General features: G+C 61.2%; 10 protein-coding genes. 1 reads left to right on the plus strand and 9 read right to left on the minus strand.

The features are described 5' to 3' along the window. Window positions 1-63: 63 nt before the first annotated feature. From VXJ24_RS05095 to VXJ24_RS05115, 5 genes are all read right to left on the minus strand, one after another. Window positions 64-444 (minus strand): desulfoferrodoxin family protein, encoded by a 381-nt coding sequence (locus tag VXJ24_RS05095; protein WP_330971837.1) that lies wholly within the window; start codon window positions 442-444, stop codon window positions 64-66. An 87-nt stretch (window positions 445-531) separates the two neighbouring features. Beyond that, window positions 532-4,431, minus strand: a complete 3,900-nt coding sequence (dnaE, locus tag VXJ24_RS05100) for a DNA polymerase III subunit alpha (RefSeq protein ID WP_330971838.1) — start codon at window positions 4,429-4,431, stop codon at window positions 532-534. 77 nt (window positions 4,432-4,508) lie between these two features. Then, window positions 4,509-8,033: a UvrD-helicase domain-containing protein gene (locus VXJ24_RS05105; protein WP_330971839.1), complete on the minus strand. Its 3,525-nt coding sequence runs from the start codon at window positions 8,031-8,033 to the stop codon at window positions 4,509-4,511. After that, the gene (locus tag VXJ24_RS05110) at window positions 8,030-11,293 is read right to left on the minus strand and encodes a PD-(D/E)XK nuclease family protein (RefSeq protein WP_330971840.1); all 3,264 of its coding nucleotides are present in this window, start codon (window positions 11,291-11,293) and stop codon (window positions 8,030-8,032) included. Before VXJ24_RS05110 ends, VXJ24_RS05105 begins: the two co-directional genes overlap by 4 nt. A 64-nt stretch (window positions 11,294-11,357) precedes the next feature. Next, a complete protein-coding gene (locus VXJ24_RS05115) occupies window positions 11,358-11,660 on the minus strand; it encodes a YerC/YecD family TrpR-related protein (RefSeq protein ID WP_330971841.1) in 303 nt (100 codons plus the stop codon). A 159-nt stretch (window positions 11,661-11,819) separates the two neighbouring features. On the opposite strand from VXJ24_RS05115, the gene VXJ24_RS05120 reads away from it, so the two are divergent. After that, the gene (locus VXJ24_RS05120) at window positions 11,820-12,176 is read left to right on the plus strand and encodes a phage holin family protein (protein WP_330971842.1); all 357 of its coding nucleotides are present in this window, start codon (window positions 11,820-11,822) and stop codon (window positions 12,174-12,176) included. On the opposite strand, the gene VXJ24_RS05125 is transcribed toward VXJ24_RS05120, so the two are convergent. From VXJ24_RS05125 to dapA, 4 genes are all read right to left on the minus strand, one after another. Continuing rightward, complete coding sequence (locus VXJ24_RS05125) at window positions 12,066-13,346, minus strand: Mbeg1-like protein (RefSeq protein WP_330971843.1); 1,281 nt, start codon at window positions 13,344-13,346, stop codon at window positions 12,066-12,068. The genes VXJ24_RS05120 and VXJ24_RS05125 overlap by 111 nt on opposite strands. 108 nt (window positions 13,347-13,454) lie before the next feature. Further along, window positions 13,455-14,615, minus strand: coding sequence for a lactaldehyde reductase (fucO, locus tag VXJ24_RS05130; RefSeq protein WP_330971844.1), 1,161 nt, complete (start codon window positions 14,613-14,615; stop codon window positions 13,455-13,457). A 238-nt stretch (window positions 14,616-14,853) separates the two neighbouring features. Then, window positions 14,854-15,573: a 4-hydroxy-tetrahydrodipicolinate reductase gene (dapB, locus tag VXJ24_RS05135; RefSeq protein ID WP_330971845.1), complete on the minus strand. Its 720-nt coding sequence runs from the start codon at window positions 15,571-15,573 to the stop codon at window positions 14,854-14,856. After that, window positions 15,566-16,456 carry a 4-hydroxy-tetrahydrodipicolinate synthase gene (gene dapA, locus VXJ24_RS05140; RefSeq protein ID WP_330971846.1) on the minus strand — a complete coding sequence of 297 codons (891 nt, stop codon included), beginning with the start codon at window positions 16,454-16,456 and terminating at the stop codon, window positions 15,566-15,568. The genes dapB and dapA overlap by 8 nt, the downstream gene beginning before the upstream one ends. Between the last annotated feature and the right edge of the window lie 30 nt (window positions 16,457-16,486).

Genomic DNA, 16,486 nt, shown 5'->3' on the forward strand with positions numbered 1-16,486 from the left:
CCCGGGCGCCTTGCGCCCGAGCCCATACTGCTCGAAACAAAGGTCTTGCCAGAATAGTAGCGCTTAGAGCTCGCACTTCCAAAGGCCGTGGAGGTTGCAGTACTCGTAGACCGTCGCCGGGCCCTCTGCCACGGAAGCGAAGACCGTCTGCGGCTTCTCGCCCGGATGCAGGTGATGGATCTCGACACGGTCGCCCTGGGCAAGAGCGATCCACTGGATCGAGTGCTCCTCGAGCATCGGGTGCTCGACAGAGCCGACGGTGACCTTCACATCTGCGCCCTCACGTACTGCGACCGGAACATGCTTCTCGGTGGCAGCATCGGTGGAGCCAGCAACGAGCTTCTCCATCGGCTGGCCGCAGCACTGGGGTGTGCAGGCACCCTCATTGACGACAGCGACCAGGTTGCCGCACTTGTTGCAGCGATAGAACGTGACTTCACTCATGATGTATCCCCTCTCTTGTGGGACGTGACTTAGTCTCTTTGTTCCCGCCCTTCCGGGCGTTTAAACAGGAGTATATCCTATTTGCTACTAAGCTACTATCACTTTTCCGTCATGTCCAAGAAAATCTGAGACTTCCGCGAGAAGCACCATGTTGTGTGCATCGACCTTGCAGGGAAGCTCGAAGCAGAGCATGTCGCCTGTCGCTGCCTCCACCCTGAGCTCCACATGGTCGAGGCCGGGATAGCGGACAAGCATCGAGTCGAGCGTCTCCATGTGGCCGCGCGAGAGCATCGAGTTCGGCAGGTTCACCTCGAGCACCTTCGGACGGTTCGTCGCATCGTTCAGGATGAGCGGCTCTACGCTCTGGGCAATGACCTGGTCGCCTCTATCGGAGCGCTCGAGCTTGCCGCGCACCTGGATGAAGACATCGCCGACGGTCTCGCCTGTCTCCTCGTCGACCTCTCCTCGCAGGGCCTCTGCACACTCCTCGAAGAGCTTCGGGAAGATGACGATGGTGGTCTCTGCCTCCATGTCGGCAAGCGTCACGATCGCCATGGACTTGCCGGTCTTCGTCGTCTTCTTCTGCGCGGCTGTCACCATGCCGGCAAGGCGGATTGACTTGCCTTCCTCGACGAGGTAGCGCGTCGAGGTGGCGCCGGTATAGCTGTTCGTGACCTCTTCGGAGACTTCGAGGTCGGAAATCTTGTAGTCGCGTGCCTTCGAGAGCGCGTACTCGTACGGGCGCAGCGGATGGTCGGAGACATAGATGCCGAGGACTTCGTATTCCTGGGCAAGCTTCGTGCGGCGGTCCCACTCGATGCCATCAGGCGCCGGCACCTCATCCTCGAAGCCAGAGCCCTCAACCTCCGAGAACATGTCGAAGAACGAGGACTGGCCAGCGGCGCGGTCCCTCTGGCGCTTTGCGGCAGAGTCGATGATGTTCAAGGGATTGTTCTTGTCCACGAAGTGCATGAGCTGGCGCCTCGTGTAGCCCGTCGAGTCGAAGGCACCGCTCTTGATCAGCGCCTCGACGACGCGGCGGTTTGCCTGCGAGGAGTCGACACGGTCCACGAAGTCATGGAGCGTCTTGAAGGGGCCGCCCTTCTCGCGCTCTGCCATGATGGCCTCGCCGACCGACTCGCCGACGCCGCGGATGCCGGCAAAGCCGAAGCGGATGCCCTCATGCGTGGCCGTGAAGTCGCGGCCGGACTCGTTGATGTCAGGCGGCAGGATCTTGATGCCCTCATGCCTGCAGGAGTTCACGTAGTGGACGATCTTGTCCGTCTTGCCCATGTAGGACGTGAGGACCGATGCCATGTACTCGCGCGGGAAATGGGCCTTGAGCCAGGCAGTCTGCATGACGAGGATGGCATAGCCGGCAGAGTGGCTCTTGTTGAAGGCGTAGGAAGCGAACTCGAGGACATCGTCCCAGATGCGCTGGGCCGTCTCCTTCTTGTAGCCATTCGCGACAGCGCCGTTCATCCAGTGGTCGTAGATCGTCTCATCCGCGCCATTGCCTTCCCAGTGGAAGATCTGGCTCGTGAGCATCTTGATCTTCTTCTTGGCCACAGGCTTGCGGATACGGGAGTCGGACTCGCCTGGCGTGAAGCCGCACATCTTCATCGAGATCTGCATGACCTGCTCCTGGTAGACCATCGTGCCGTAGGTCTCGTCCAGGATGTCGGAGAGGCGGTCATCGTAGAAGACGACCGGCTCCTTGCCGTTCATGCGGTTGATGTAGCTTGTGACCATGCCGGCGCCGAGCGGGCCCGGGCGGTAGAGGGCGATGAGAGCGACGATCTGCTTGTACTCGCGCGGCTGCATGTTCTTGATCGTTGCTGTCATGCCGGCAGACTCGACCTGGAAGACGCCAGCTGTGCGGCCGTCGCCCATGAGCTTGTAGATGGCAGGATCGGAGAAGTCGATCTTGTCCACATCGATATCGACGCACTCTGCCCCCGGCTTGATCGTCTTCCTGACGGTCTCGGGCATCTTCTCGATATCTTCCTTTGTGGGATAGCTCGCGCGGATGTTCGCGAGCGCCTTGTTGATGACCGTGAGGGTACGAAGTCCCAGGAAGTCCATCTTGAGAAGGCCCATGTCTGCGACCGAGTGGCCCTCGTACTGCGTGATCGTGACGTTGCCCTTCGTATCGAGCTTCGTCGGGACGTGGTCCGTGACGGGGGTCGGTGCGATCAGCGTAGCGCAGGCATGGACGCCCTCGCCGCGCATGTAGCCCTCGAGCGACATGGCAGCATCGATGATGGCCTTTGCATCCGGGTCCTTGTTGTAGACCTCCTCGAAGTCGGGAGAGTACTGGTCAGGCTTCGCATCGTTCTTGTGGAGGGCATTCTTGAGCGTGAGCTTCGGGTCGTTCGAAAGCATCTTCGAGAGCTTCTGGCCCATGTAGACCGGGAAGCCCAGAACGCGGTTCGCATCGTTGATGGCCTGCTTCGCCTTGATCTGCGAATAGGTGATGACCTTGCAGACGCGGTCCTCGCCGTAGACGTCACGCACATGCTGCAGGACGTCCTGGAGGTGCTCATCGTCGAAGTCCATATCGATATCGGGCATCTCGGTACGCTGCGGGGACAGGAACCTCTCGAACATGAGGCCGTTCTCGAGCGGATCGAAGTTCGTGATGTTCATTGCGTAGGCGACGATAGCGCCAGCAGCAGAGCCACGGCCCGGTCCTACGCCGATGCCGTTGTCCTTTGCCCACTGGACATAGTCCTGGACGATCAGGAAGTAGTTTGCGAAGCCCTTGCCGATGATGATGCCGGCCTCATGCTCGTAGCGGTCCTCGACGTTGATGCCGTTGATCGTCACGTTCTTCCAGTCCGGTCCATAGCGGCGGGCAAGGCCCTTCTCGCACTCGGCGCGGAAGCGCTCCTCTGCCGTCTCTCCCGGCTTGAGGCCTGGGAACTCCGGCAGGTACATCGAGCTCCAGTCGAGCTCGAAGTTGCACTTGTCGGCAATCTCGAGCGTCGTGTCGCATGCTTCAGGACACCAGGAGAAGAGCTCGCGCATCTCCTCCTCGGTCTTCATATAGAACTCCGTGCCCTCCATGCGCATGCGCGTCGTGTCGTTCACGGTCGTGTTCTTGCCGATGCAGGACAGGAGGTCCTGGGTCTTTGCATCCTCGCGGGTCAGGTAGTGGAAGTCGTTTGTGCAGACGACCTTGATGCCGAGCTCGTGGGCAATCTTCACGAGACGCTCGTCGAGCTTGCGGTCATCCCAGCCATTCCTGAACTTCAGGCCATGATCCTGGATCTCCATATAGAAGTCGTCGCCGAAGACGCGCTTGAATTCCTTGGCCCAATGCATTGCATCCTCGAACTCGCCGTCCAGGATCCTCTGCTGGATGATGCCCTGCACGCAGGCGCTCTGGCAGATGAGGCCCTCGTGGTACTCCTCGAGCATCCCGAGCGTCGTCCTCGGCTTGTAGTACATCATCTCGTGGCCTGCCGCCTTCGACATGCACTTGATGAGGTTGACATAGCCCGTCTCGTTCTTTGCGAGCAGGATCAGGTGGTAGCGGCGCTGCTTCGTGCCGCGCGGGATGCAGTCATCGGTGATGAAGTAGGCCTCGCAGCCGAAGATCGGCTTGATCTTGAGGCGCGGACGGTTCGCCTCGACCGCCTTCAGTTCATGGTCCGAGCTTTCCCAGACAGCGACATCGGAGGCCCACTGGGCGTGGACATCGTCGAAGTAGCCGACATCGGGAGAGGAGTTCTGGGGCTCGTCAAGCTCCCAGCCCTTCTTGAAGCATTCCATATCATGGCGCCACTGCTTCATGTTCTCCTGGGCGTCGTTGTAGGAGCGGCACTCGAGGTCGAGGTTCGGGATGCCGAACATGTAGCCATGGTCCGTGAGCGCCACAGCCGGCATATCGAGATCCACGGCCCTCTTCACCATGGCCGGTATGCGCGCCGCGCCGTCGAGAAGCGAGAAGTCCGAGTGGTTATGAAGATGTACGAACGCCATCTATCTCTCCTCATAGGAATTGCTGGAAGGCAGGAAGCCCTCCTTCCAGCATAGCAGAATGCTCTGGAACGTCTGTACTACCAAAGGGCCGGTGTGTGCTCTGCATCATAGTCGTACGCGACCACGAAAGGCTCACCAGGATGGCCTGCATCCTCGAGCTCCACACAGACGAAGCGGCAGGATACCTTCCCGAAGCCCTGATCCATGAGGACACGGGCATAGAGATCCGCCTGGAGGAAATGCCTCTGGAAGATCTCTTCGGACGTGAGCCCCACATCACCTGTCTTGTAGTCGACGAGGAACGCTTCGCTTCTGTCGTTCCAGGCCAGAAGGTCGAAGGCGCCTTCTGCATAGCGCCCAAGCTTCTCTTCATGTGCCTTCGAAAAGAACGGCACCTCCGCCTGGACATGGACATGGGAGAGCGCCTCATGCCTCACGGAAGAGCCGCTCCAGCGTGAAAGCGCCTCTTCGAGCCTCGAAGCCGCCCTGGGACTGAGACGCCAGACCTGCTCCTGCGCTGCAATCCTTTCTGTATCCGGGAAAGAGCCCGTCTCTGCCATGCTCTGGGCAAGGAGATGGAAGGCAGAGCCGAGGTTTGTCGCCTTGTCCGCATCGGCGACGACAGGCGCCCCTTCCTGCATCGCATCGCGCTCGGCGCGGGTCGGGAGCACATGCCCTCCCCGCTTCGGCCGCGCCTCTCCCTCGAAGTCCGGCATGTCGACCATCTCAGCCATCTTCTCATGGACAGACGAGTAGGAGAAGATGCCCTCGCGCGAGGTCTGCATGCGGGTCTCTTCCACCAGCACATCCCTGCTCTCCTCGAAGACCGCAAATGAGGTCTGCGGCTCCTCTTCGGGAGCGACAAGCAGGCGGGGGTCATCCGGAAGAGCGCCTTCGAGCTCGCCTAGCAATCCTCCGGCATCGAGCACCTTGACCTTCTGTCTTTCCACTTCCTGGGTTGCGAGCTTTGCCACATGCACGAGCGCAGGCTCCGTTCCGCCATACTCTATCCGGTGCTCGCCCGGCTCGGGCATCACATCGCCGAAGAGCGCTCCCATCACCTTGGCAGCAAGCTCGTTCTGGGGCCTTGTGGCCTTGGTCGGCGTGCTCTTGCTTGCGCTCCTGACGGGTGCAATGCCCAGGATCAGAGCTTCCTCGGCACGCGTGAGCGCAACGTAGAGAAGGCGGGTCAGCTCTGCAGCATCGGCGGAAGTGTTCTCATCCCTCAGGTGCTCATACCACTCGCCGAGCGTCTCGGGGTTTTCTGGCACCTCTTGGGGCGGCGTATAGGAGAAGCCTTCGGGCGGGACGATGACAGCACGGCCACGGCCCGGGACGGAGCCCGAGCAGAAGGACTCCGCCATCGGGTTTGCCCAGCACTCTGCCACGGCGACAATCTTGAACTCGGCTCCCTTCGAGGCATGCACGGTCATGATCCTCACGGCACCCTGTTTGCCTCCGGAAAGGGAAGCGGGCGGAATCTTCGAAACCTGGAGCCACCGGTCGTATTCCCAGGCTGCACGGGAGCTTCCAAGCCCCAGATCCTCGACGAGCCCGCGGATATAGCGAAGTCCGGCAAGCACATTGGCACAGACTGCCTCGCCCTGGGCGCCCTGGGAGGAAAGCCGTGTGAGCCAGCCCGATTCCCGCACGACATAGGTGCAGGCATCTGCGATATTGTGGCGCTTCGCAATCTGGCGGGCACGCGCGAGGATCTCGTGGGCACGCGCGAGACGCGCCGTCGGCTCGTAGCCTCCTCTGAACTGCATGGTCACGAAGCCGTTCTCGATCGAGCGCTTCGTCGGGAGATCTGCCTTCTTCTGCGTCGTCGTAGCAAGCTGCACGAAATCATCTGCTGGGATGCCGAAGACCGCAGACGACAGGAGCGGGAAGAGGCCGCTTTCCGTATCCCGGCTGTTCGCAAGGTAGTGCAGGAGCGCCTGCAGGATGGCAGCCTCTGCCGTCTTCGTGAAGCCGGAGCCGCCAGAGACGATGCAGGAGAGCCCTTCCCTGCGGATGGCATCGATGTAGTACGCTGCGTTCGTCATTCCCCTCAGAAGCAGCACCATGTCGCCCGGATTCGCACCGGCATCGGCCATCGCGCGGAACCGCTTCGCGATCATGGCCGCCTCGACGGCAGCCTGCGCCTTCGAAGGCCGCGAAGTATCCTCGCAGACCTCGATATCGATGCGGGGGATCTGAGGTGTATCGTAGGTGCCCGTATGCTCTTCTGCCGGGTCGAGATGCATGAAGTGGTCAAGGACTCCCTTCCTGCCTCCCTTGCCTCCGCAGACTGCATCCACAAACGAGAGGATGTCTCTGTGGCTGCGGTAGTTGATTGCAAGACGGATCTTCTCCTCGTCGGGAAGTCCCTTTCCCCTCCCATGGAAGACCGAGACATCGGCACCGCGAAAGCGGTAGATGGACTGCTGTGCGTCACCGACCGTAGCAAGATGGCGGGCACCTTCGCCCGAAAGCAGGCTGATCAAGCGAAGCTGCTTCTCATCTGTATCCTGGAACTCGTCGACCATCACAAGGCGGAAGCGGTTGGCATAGTCGCGCCGCACCTCCTCGTTCTCTTCGAGCGCCCGAAGCGCAAGCGTCACGAGGTCGTCATTGTCGAGCAGCGAATGTGCCTTCTTCTTTTCGAAGTAGCGCTCGTCCACCTTCTTCGCAAGAGCGATCAGGGTCTCGGTCGTGCTGCGGGACTGGGCAAGCAGGAGCTCCTCCTCGGCATGCTCCTTCGCATCCTTTGCGTCGTCGAGTATGGTCTTGTAGTTCTTGGACGATCCAGGCCACTGCACCTGGCCCAGAATCTCGAGAGTCTTCTCCGGTGTCCTTGCTCCTGGGGCCAGATTCTTGTATTCATCAAGCAGCTCCATTGTCGCTTTGACCTTATCGGAGCTCTTTGCCGAGAGCTTCACATCGCTGCTCAAGAGAGATCCGTAAGCAGAAATGAAGCGTTCCATCACCTCATTGGAATCTGCCGCTTCAGGCACGAAGAGGTCCTTGAAGCCGCCCGGCGCCGCAATGGCAGCCTGCCTCGCCGAGAGGACAAGGCCCATGATGCCGGTATAGCTGCCCGATTCATTCCGCGAGCCCAGCCTGTAGGCGGAGAGGAGTTCCTTCATGGCAGGATCTCCCGACTGCCGCTCCTCCCCCATGACTTCCTCGAGGGCCTCGTTCAGATATTGGTCTGTCTCATTGCCAGAAGCGACGCGGAACGCTGGGTCGATGCCGAGATCCAGGGCATGGCGGGTCAGGATCCTCTTGCACATGCCGTGAATCGTAGATATCCAGGCAGAGTCGACCTCGAGCGCATGGTCGTTCATGCCGGAGCTCCTGAGCTTTGCACGCACACGCTCCTTGATCTCGCGGGCAGCGACATTCGTGAACGTAATCACGAGCGCCTGCGAGAGATCGTCGAGGAAGGGCTTGCCGTCCTTGCCCGACCCTGGCGCCAGGGCCCAGGCAATGCGCTGCGTCAGCGTGAACGTCTTGCCGGAACCGGCACCAGCCTCGACGAAGAGCGGCTCGTCGAGCTTCTTGACGATATGCCTCTGGTCGGGATTCAGTTTCGAGATATCGACCTTCGCCGTCATCCAAGCCTCTTTTCGCATCCAAGCACCGGGCAATACATGCACGCTTCGGCGTCGCACGGAGCCGCCTCGATATTTCCTGCCATGAGCTCCGCAATCTTCTGTCTGACAAGCTCCTCTGTCGCATCGAGCACGGCATCTATGCCCCGTCCATCCGTGCCGAAGCTCTCCTGGTCGCTCACGGCCATCGTCTCGAGCGTGCGCTTCGCGGGAGCATGCTTCCAGAAGATCCGGTCTGCGAGGTTTGCCGAGACCGCGCCAGAGACCGCATGGGGGTCCTGTGTCGAGAGATAGACAGCAGCCACCACCTTGAGATCCGGATGCCGGCGCCGCACGACCTGCCCATAGATGAGCGACTGCACACGCCTCGGCAGCACGAAGCCTGCATCCGACGCAGGCGCCCCGTTCGGGAAGACCGCATACTCCTTTGCGAAGCCCGTTGCAGACTTCTGCTTGTAGTCGATCACGCAGGCCAGGCCATGTCCGTCGACATCCACGCGGTCGATCGTGCCTGTGATATAGGCGCCAGCATACTCGACTGCATTGTCCCTGCTGCCGAAGTCCCACTCGAAGTGGCGCGGCTCGAAGCCATCGAAGAGCCCTGCCTCATACCCGATGAAGGTCTCGATATCGTGCCTGATCCGACGAATCGTCCCCAGGTCCGCTTCGGTATGCGGTATGAGCGGCTGCCGCTCATGCTTCCTGACATACTGGCTTTCGAGCCTCTCGTCGAAGATCTTGTCCGCAAGCGCAAGGGCAAAGTCCATGCGCTCGGGGTTGCGCTCCACATCGACGCGTGAATCTGGAAGAGGAGTCCAAGACACAGCTTTGAGATCCTCTTCGCTCATGCCCGCGCGCTCCAGCGCATCGTCGAGCATCTTTTTGTGCAGGCTCTCGAGCACGCCGTGGACGAACGTGCCGATCTCCATGCCGCTGAATCCGGCATCCTGGTTCTCGAGCTTGAGCCTTCTCAGGCTGAACCACTTGAGCGGGCACTCGAGATAGGTCTCGATCTGGGTGGCAGAAAGGAGCGGCTTGCCATCCAGCAGGTCGATCCTGCCAGGAGGCGGCACGACGATGGCATGCTTCGATGCCTCGCTGATTGTGCCTGCAGGCACAATCTCTTCTGCGGCGGCCTGCCTGGGGGCCCTGCCTTCAGGCATGGTCTCTTCCACGATATGCTGCTCGTCTGCAGACGAGGCACCGACTCCTGCTTCACGGGCACGGTCTTCCCAGAGCTTCCCCGCCTTGGCCTTCTTGCCGTCGTCAAATCCATAGACAGAGAGCAGCTCTGTCAGCATGACCGAAGGGTAGCTCTCCTTTGCGTCTGCATCGTTTCTGACGCGCTCCATCACAAGGAGACGGCGGGGCACCGAGAGGGCCGAGACGAACCGGGCACGTGCATCCTGCATGGGGTCGGGTGCCGGCTCGATGCCGCAGCGCTCGACCAGAGCAGAGAGCACATCATCGCCGGTGCCGATGCTGCTTTCCTGCGATGTCTGTCCGCAGCAGATGAGGGCATCTGCCGAGCAGGGCTCCATGCCTGCCACCTCGGACTGAGACGCGATGCGCACCTGGGCAAGGGCGTCCTTCTCGCTCCGGGCAGGCCTCGTCACAAGCGCCTTCTCCCCCATGGCCTGCTTCATCAGGGCCACGACGAGCCTGAGCGATACCGGATGCTCTGCCTTCGGGTCGGCCGAGATGCCAAGCTCCTTCAAGGTCCCCGCAAGCGAGAGGATGCCTTCGAGCGTGCCTGCCTCGAAAGTGTCGGAAAGCGTGTCGGAGAGCCTCTCCGTGCGTATGCTGATGTCCCGGTCTTCATCCACGAAAAGATCGTCAGGCGTCTCGATACCTGCGATATAGGGCGTGAGCAGCCTCTGTGCTGCCGTGCCAATGCGGCCGCGCAGAAGCTCCTGAGTGGCACGGGCGCAGGAAGCGCCGACCTCGCGCTCGTTCTGGAGCGTCGTGAGCACGTCTTCCGGTACAAGGAGCCTGTCAGACCTCCACTTTGCGTCGAGCGTCTGTGCCTTCCCCGTCGTGATGTGGCTGATATCGGAGAGCAGGAAATCCGTGAGGCCTCGGGGCGGCCACCAGGACATGTCGCCGAGGCGAATGCGCTCCGTCCCATCCTCGAGCGTCTCAGGCTCGGGCCACGTCTCTGCAAGCTCGGCGAGCTCTGCTACCGTCTCCGCATAGGAGATGAAGGCATGTCCCGCCTCGGTCTTCGCAAGAGGGCGCTCAAGCCTGGCCGAGACGGCGATATGGCGGCAAGCCAGCTTCGGCGCAAGCTCACGCCAGGCACGCTCGGGATCGGGCGTGGAAACGACAATCTTCTTCTCGCCTGCATCAGCAAGACGGCAGATCGTTGCAGCCAGATGCTCTGCCTCGGCCAGGGGCCCTTCCGGCTCGGCCAGAAAGACAGCGCCGGTGCCATGCATCGTCTCTGCCTCCGTGAAGAGGGCGCGTCTGAGCTTCGAGAGCTCCTCGGCTCGTGCCATGGACTCCGGTGCTTCGGACTCCGGCTCCTCGCATGCGACATGATTGTCGCCCGCAAGGGCAAGAAGCTCTTCCTCGAGGCTCCTAAGCCCGCGGTCTGCCTCCGCATTGCGCTCGGTGCCAATGAACCAGACGTCGGATACACGTGCAGCTGCCGCCAGAAGCTCGCGCTGGCTGCGTCCCAGCTTCGAGATGCCGCTCACGACGAGCGTGGGCACCTGTGCCCCTGCACGCTCCATCGCAGGGACGATCTCGGCTGAAGCCTCTGCAGGCTCTATATAGCCAAGCGCATGGATCATGTCTGCGTAGGCGCCGACAAGCCCTATTGCAGAGGCTTCGGCAGCCGTAAGGCCATACTGCTTTGCCCGGAATTCATCGACCTTGCTGTTCGGCATGAGCGGAAGCCAGGGCAGCGCCTCTTCTGCCAAAGACGAGAGCAGGCGCAGCATGCCCGGAAGCGGCTCTGCCTGGCCAGCATCGAGGAGCACCTGCTCGATTGCGATCGTGCGGACCGGCTTCTCGACGAGATGTCTGCCGTCTCCCCACACATCCCAGCGCTCCTTGATCCACGCGGAGAGCGTCGTGACCGAGATGCCGAAAAGGACTGGGTCGGAAAGGACTGCAAGCTGCTTCTGCGCTGCAATCTGTGCCTCGAATGAGGGCACGACAAGGACAGCTGCGCCCTTGCTGCTGGCCTCGTGAAGCGCTGCCACGACATCTGCCGACACGACGCCCTCTGCGTGCGTATGCACGATATGCATTCCCATTGCTGCTCCTTGCTTCCGGTGTCTCCATCTATGGTAGCGCGCGGAGGCGACAGCAATGCCTGGCCTAGGCGAGCCCCTTGCCCTTGAGGCGTCCCAGCACGAGCCTATAGCCCCCTTCAGGGCCATTGAGGCATTTCGAGACCCTGCTCACGGTCGTCGACGAGGCGCCCGTCGCCTCAGACACGGCGGTATACGACGATCCGGAATCCAGAAGGCGCGCCATCTCGAGGCGCTGGGCAAGATCCTGGATCTCGAGCTTGCTCAGAAGGTCGAGAAGGAACGCATGCGCCTCGTCAGGAGTCTCGAGCAGGCAGAATGCCTCCATGAGACGCTCGGTCTCCCCTGCTCTTCCCATATCGGTGCCCATGTCTCTCCCTCCGGACGACGTCCGTCTACTTTAGCACACTAAAGTAGCAGCTGTGAAGAAAGGATGGGAAGAGCTCTGAGGAAGCGAAACAGGAAAGCGCTTCAGAAGACAGGCAGCCTTCTCGGGTAGACTCGAGGAAAGAGGAAAGGAGCGTCTCCCATGCGTTTTCTCAAGAGCTGGTTCGTCTGTGCCCTTGCCATCGCCCTTGCCATCTATCTCGTGCCCGGCATCGTGCCTCTGGGCGATACCGTGAAGAGCGCCATCTTCGCAGCGCTCGCGCTCGCCCTCGTGAACGCGACGATCAAGCCCATCATGAAGGTGCTGTCGCTGCCCCTGACGATACTCTCGCTCGGCGTGTTCTCGCTTGTCGTGAACGCCGTCGCGCTCGAGATTGCAAGCTGGCTCTCAGTCTCGGTCTTCGGCCTTGGCATCTATTGCACGAGCTTCGGCGCTGCCTTCTGGGGCGCCCTCGTGATCTCTGTCGTCTCTGCCATCCTGAATGCCGTCATCGCGTAGACGTCCCTGTGGCAGCTGCGAGGCAAGCTTTGCAGCGTTCAAGGCGGCTGTCTCCACAGCACGGCTTGCGGCGTGGCGGGCATAGGACATCGTGTTTGTGACCGTCGATGCCACAAGCTTCATGATGGCATCCTTCGTGGCAGGGCTCGATCCGGCCAGTGCCTGCACGACCTTCTGGATGCCATCAGGCGTCGCCGTCACTTCATCCAAAGTCTCAGCTCCTCCTGCAGCAAGCACGCGGAAGAGCTCCTCCGTGAAGGAGCGGCGCTGGTCTTTCGGGACCGAAGCGATCCAGTCCGCAAATATCTGGTTCGTGACCTTGCATTGGGGCAGAAGGTCTTCTGCTGCGACCATGCCTGAAGGCCCCATCTCCCAGGAGGTCGGATCGTGCTGGAGGGCGCCCTGCGCCGTGCTCTTCACATAGATGCGTGGCTCCTCGGGCCTGTCGAAGAGCTCGCCCACGATGGAGTAGGTCGGCTGAATCCGCAGGAACCGGTGTCCGAGCACATCCCAGGCGCTCTTCGGCGAGACCTCTGCATCCATGCCGGGGCCATCGTTGCTCCAGCAGAAGAGGACTTCAGGCGCAAGGTCGGATGGCAGCATCGATGCGGCATAGGAAGCCAGGTTCCCGCCCTTCGAGTGGCCGCCCACATAGAGGCGCCTGCCCTCCTTCTGGGCCCATCTCGCCATGCGCGCAAGATATTCTGCAGAGATCTCCTGCGCTTCCGTGACAGTGAAGCTCAGCATGAAGTCCTCCTGCCACCCCACAAGCGTCGAGTCCGTGCCGCGGAAGGACACATAGCTCTCGTGCGGCGTGACATCGATCGTGACCGCCGATGCCTGGACCAAGCGCTCCGGCACGAAGACATCGACCATATCGTGGAGGGCAAGAGGCCCGAAGCGGCGGGATTCTGCCAGAAGCTCGAGCGTCTCAGCCGTGATGTTTGCCATCGACCGCACATAGGGCGAGATGTCACCGCCCGACGCTGCAAGAAGGCCGCGGAGGGCATCATGCACAGAAGCAGAGCCAGCCTCCCCCTCCTTCGGCACGAACGAGGCAAGGTCGAGGTAGGAGATGCAGGAGCAGATGACATTGTCGCAGTCGTTGAAGGGACGCTCCGCAAAGGAGAGGTCTCCCCGCCACAGAAGATAGTCATCGATCGTCCCCATAGCTCCCCCATCCGCATCCGGTGCTTCAGAGCATCGTAGCAGAAGAAAGCGCCCCTCCGGAAATTCCGGAAGGGCGCACATGCAGCATTTCGGTTTCCGGCTGAATCCTTATGCCATGATCTTGCGGAACATGTCCTTGACCTGCTCCGGCGTGGCCTCGCGCGGGTTGCCCGGATAGCAGGCATCGGCGAGGGCATCCTTTGCGAGCTGGTCGAGGTCCTCCTCGACGAGGCCCTTGCACGTCTTCGGGATGCTGACATCCTCGGAGAGCTTGCGGACAGCGGCGATGGCGGCATCTGCTGCCTCGTCGTCCGTCATGCCCTTGGTGTCGACGCCCATAGCGACAGCGATCTCAGCGAGGCGCTTCGTGACGACCGGCTTGTTGAACTCCATCGCGATCGGGAGCAGCATTGCGCAGGCGACGCCGTGCGGCGTGTCATAGTGCGCAGAGAGCGTGTGTGCCATCGAGTGGTCGATGCCGAGTCCGACGTTGGAGAAGCCCATGCCGGCGATGTACTGGCCAAGCGCCATGCCCTCGCGGCCGGATGCGGGCTTGCCGCTCTTGGCCTCGGCGTAGGCATCGCGGAGGTTCTGGGAGATGAGCTGGATGGCCTTGTAGTGGAACATGTCGGAGAGCTCCCAGGCGCCCTTCGTCGTGTAGCCTTCGATAGCATGGGTGAGTGCGTCCATGCCCGTGGCAGCCGTGAGGCCTGCCGGCATCGAAGCCATCATCTCGGGGTCGACGACAGCGACCTCAGGGATATCGTTCGTGTCGACGCAGACGAACTTGCGGACCTTCTCCGGGTCGGTGATCACGTAGTTGATCGTGACCTCGGCCGCTGTGCCTGCCGTCGTCGGGACAGCGATCGTGAACACGGCATGCTTCTTCGTCGGAGCGACGCCCTCGAGGGAGCGTACATCGGCGAACTCAGGGTTCTCGACGATGACGCCGATGGCCTTGGCGGTATCCATGGAGGAGCCGCCGCCGATCGTGACGATCATGTCAGCGCCGGATGCCTTGTAGGCGGCAACGCCGTCCTGGACGTTCTGGATGGTCGGGTTCGGCTTGATCTCGGAATAGAGGCTCCAGGGGATCTTGGCCTCATCGAGCAGGTCGGTGACCTTGGAGGTCACGCCGAACTTCACGAGGTCGGGATCGGAGCAGACGAAGGCCTTCTTGTAGCCGCGACGGGAAATCTCGCCCGGAATCTCCTTGATAGCGCCAGCGCCGTGATAGGAGATGGTGTTGAGCACGAAACGATTGACCATGAAACAGTCCTTTCCAAGCTGCCGTGTACAGGGTCAGACCAATCGTGCCCCAAATCGCGTACATGAGAATTCGCAATATTGCGCATATTCTGTTCCCGCATTCTGAATGCAGATGCGGCTTTCTGGGCATTTCCTGTCCAGATGCTGCGATTCACGAGATTGGAAATCGCCGAAATATCGAAAATGCCGCCGCTCGCCCATCGGCGAACGGCGGCCCCAGCTGCTATCGGGAAATATGCTATGCGAACATGAGATCTTCGAAGGAATAGAAGCCAGGCTCCTTTGCAAGGAGCTTCTCCGCTGCGGCAAGCGCGCCCTCGGCGAAGATCTGGCGGCTCTGGGCACGATGCGTGAGCACGAGCTCTTCGTCCGTGCCGAAGAAGTGCACCTCGTGGGTACCGGCCACGGTGCCGCCACGAAGGCTATGGACACCGATCTCACGTTGAGGTCTCTCGCCCACGATGCCTTCGCGCCCATAGACAAGCGAGCACGCGCCTTCAGGATCTGCCGCTTCGATGAGCATCTTCGCCGTTCCGGACGGAGCATCGACCTTCTTCTTGTGGTGCGTCTCCTCTATCTCGATATCCCAGCCAGGAAGCGCACTCGCTGCCTCAGCGACAAGGCGGCGGAGCACGGCGACACCCAGAGAGTAGTTGCCTGAATGGACGACCGGGACAGACTTCCCGAGCTCCTCGAGAAGCGAGAGCTCCTGCTCCCCCAGCCCCGTCGTGCCCGAGACGACGGCACAGCCGCAGTTCCTGGCATAGGTGCAGAGATCGGCTGTGAGCGCCGGTGCAGAGAAGTCGATCGCGACATCGGCGAGAGGCAGGCTATCGGGCAGGTCTTCCCTGTTTTCGAAGCCGACCTTGCCCACGAGCTCGAATCCTTCACGCTCGGCAATGAGGCCTTCGAGCACGGTACCCATGCGCCCCGTGCCGATCAGTACTGCCTTAGCCAAGAAGACCCACTCCCTCCATCGCACGGCGAAGCCTTGCATGGTCTTCGTCTGTCATCGGCCAGAGCGGCAGGCGGTAGTTCGCCTGGAGCAGCCCCATGTCTGCCATGGCCTGCTTCACGGGAATCGGGTTCACTTCGCAGAACAGGGCATGGATGAGGTCGAGGCAGGCAAGCTGGGTCTTCCTGGCCTCCTCGATGTTGCCGGCAAGGTAGTTCTTGCACATCTCGTGCACTTCCTTGGGCATGACGTTGGCCCAGACGGAGATGACGCCGCGGGCACCGAGGCTCATGAGCGGCAGGACCATATCGTCGTTGCCGGAGAACATGCCGAAGTCAGGTCCCAGGCAGTGTGCGATCTCGGTCGCATAGCCGATGGAGCCCGACGCCTCCTTGATAGCAAGGGCACGCGGATGCTTCGAGAGGCGCTCGAGGTTCTTCACGCTGATGGAGCAGCCGGTACGGGAGGGCACATTGTAGAGGATGGCCGGCACATCGATTGCATCGAGCACGGTCTTGAAGTGCTGGTAGATGCCTTCCTCATTCGACTTGTTGTAGTACGGGGTGATGACGAGGAGGCCATCGACGCCGACCTTCTCGAGCTCGAGCGACTTGTTGTAGCTCTCGCGCGTGCAGTTCGATCCTGCGCCGCCGAAGATAGGCACCGCACCTCCGACATGCTCGACCGCGAACTTCGCGACGGCGATATCCTCTGCGTCTGTCATGGTCGCCGACTCGCCCGAGGTGCCGAGCACGAGGATGCCATCCGTCCCATTCGTGACCTGGAATTCGAGAATCTTGTCGAGCGAAGCGTAATCGATGGAGCCGTCCTCATTGAACGGCGTGACAAGAGCGACGATGGAGCCGGTGAGCTTCTGAAGATCCATGCGGTCTTCCTTTCCATAAATCCTGCCCAA

This window comes from Olsenella kribbiana (genome assembly GCF_036408795.1).
In the GTDB taxonomy this organism is placed as follows: Bacteria; Actinomycetota; Coriobacteriia; order Coriobacteriales; family Atopobiaceae; genus Olsenella_L; species Olsenella_L kribbiana.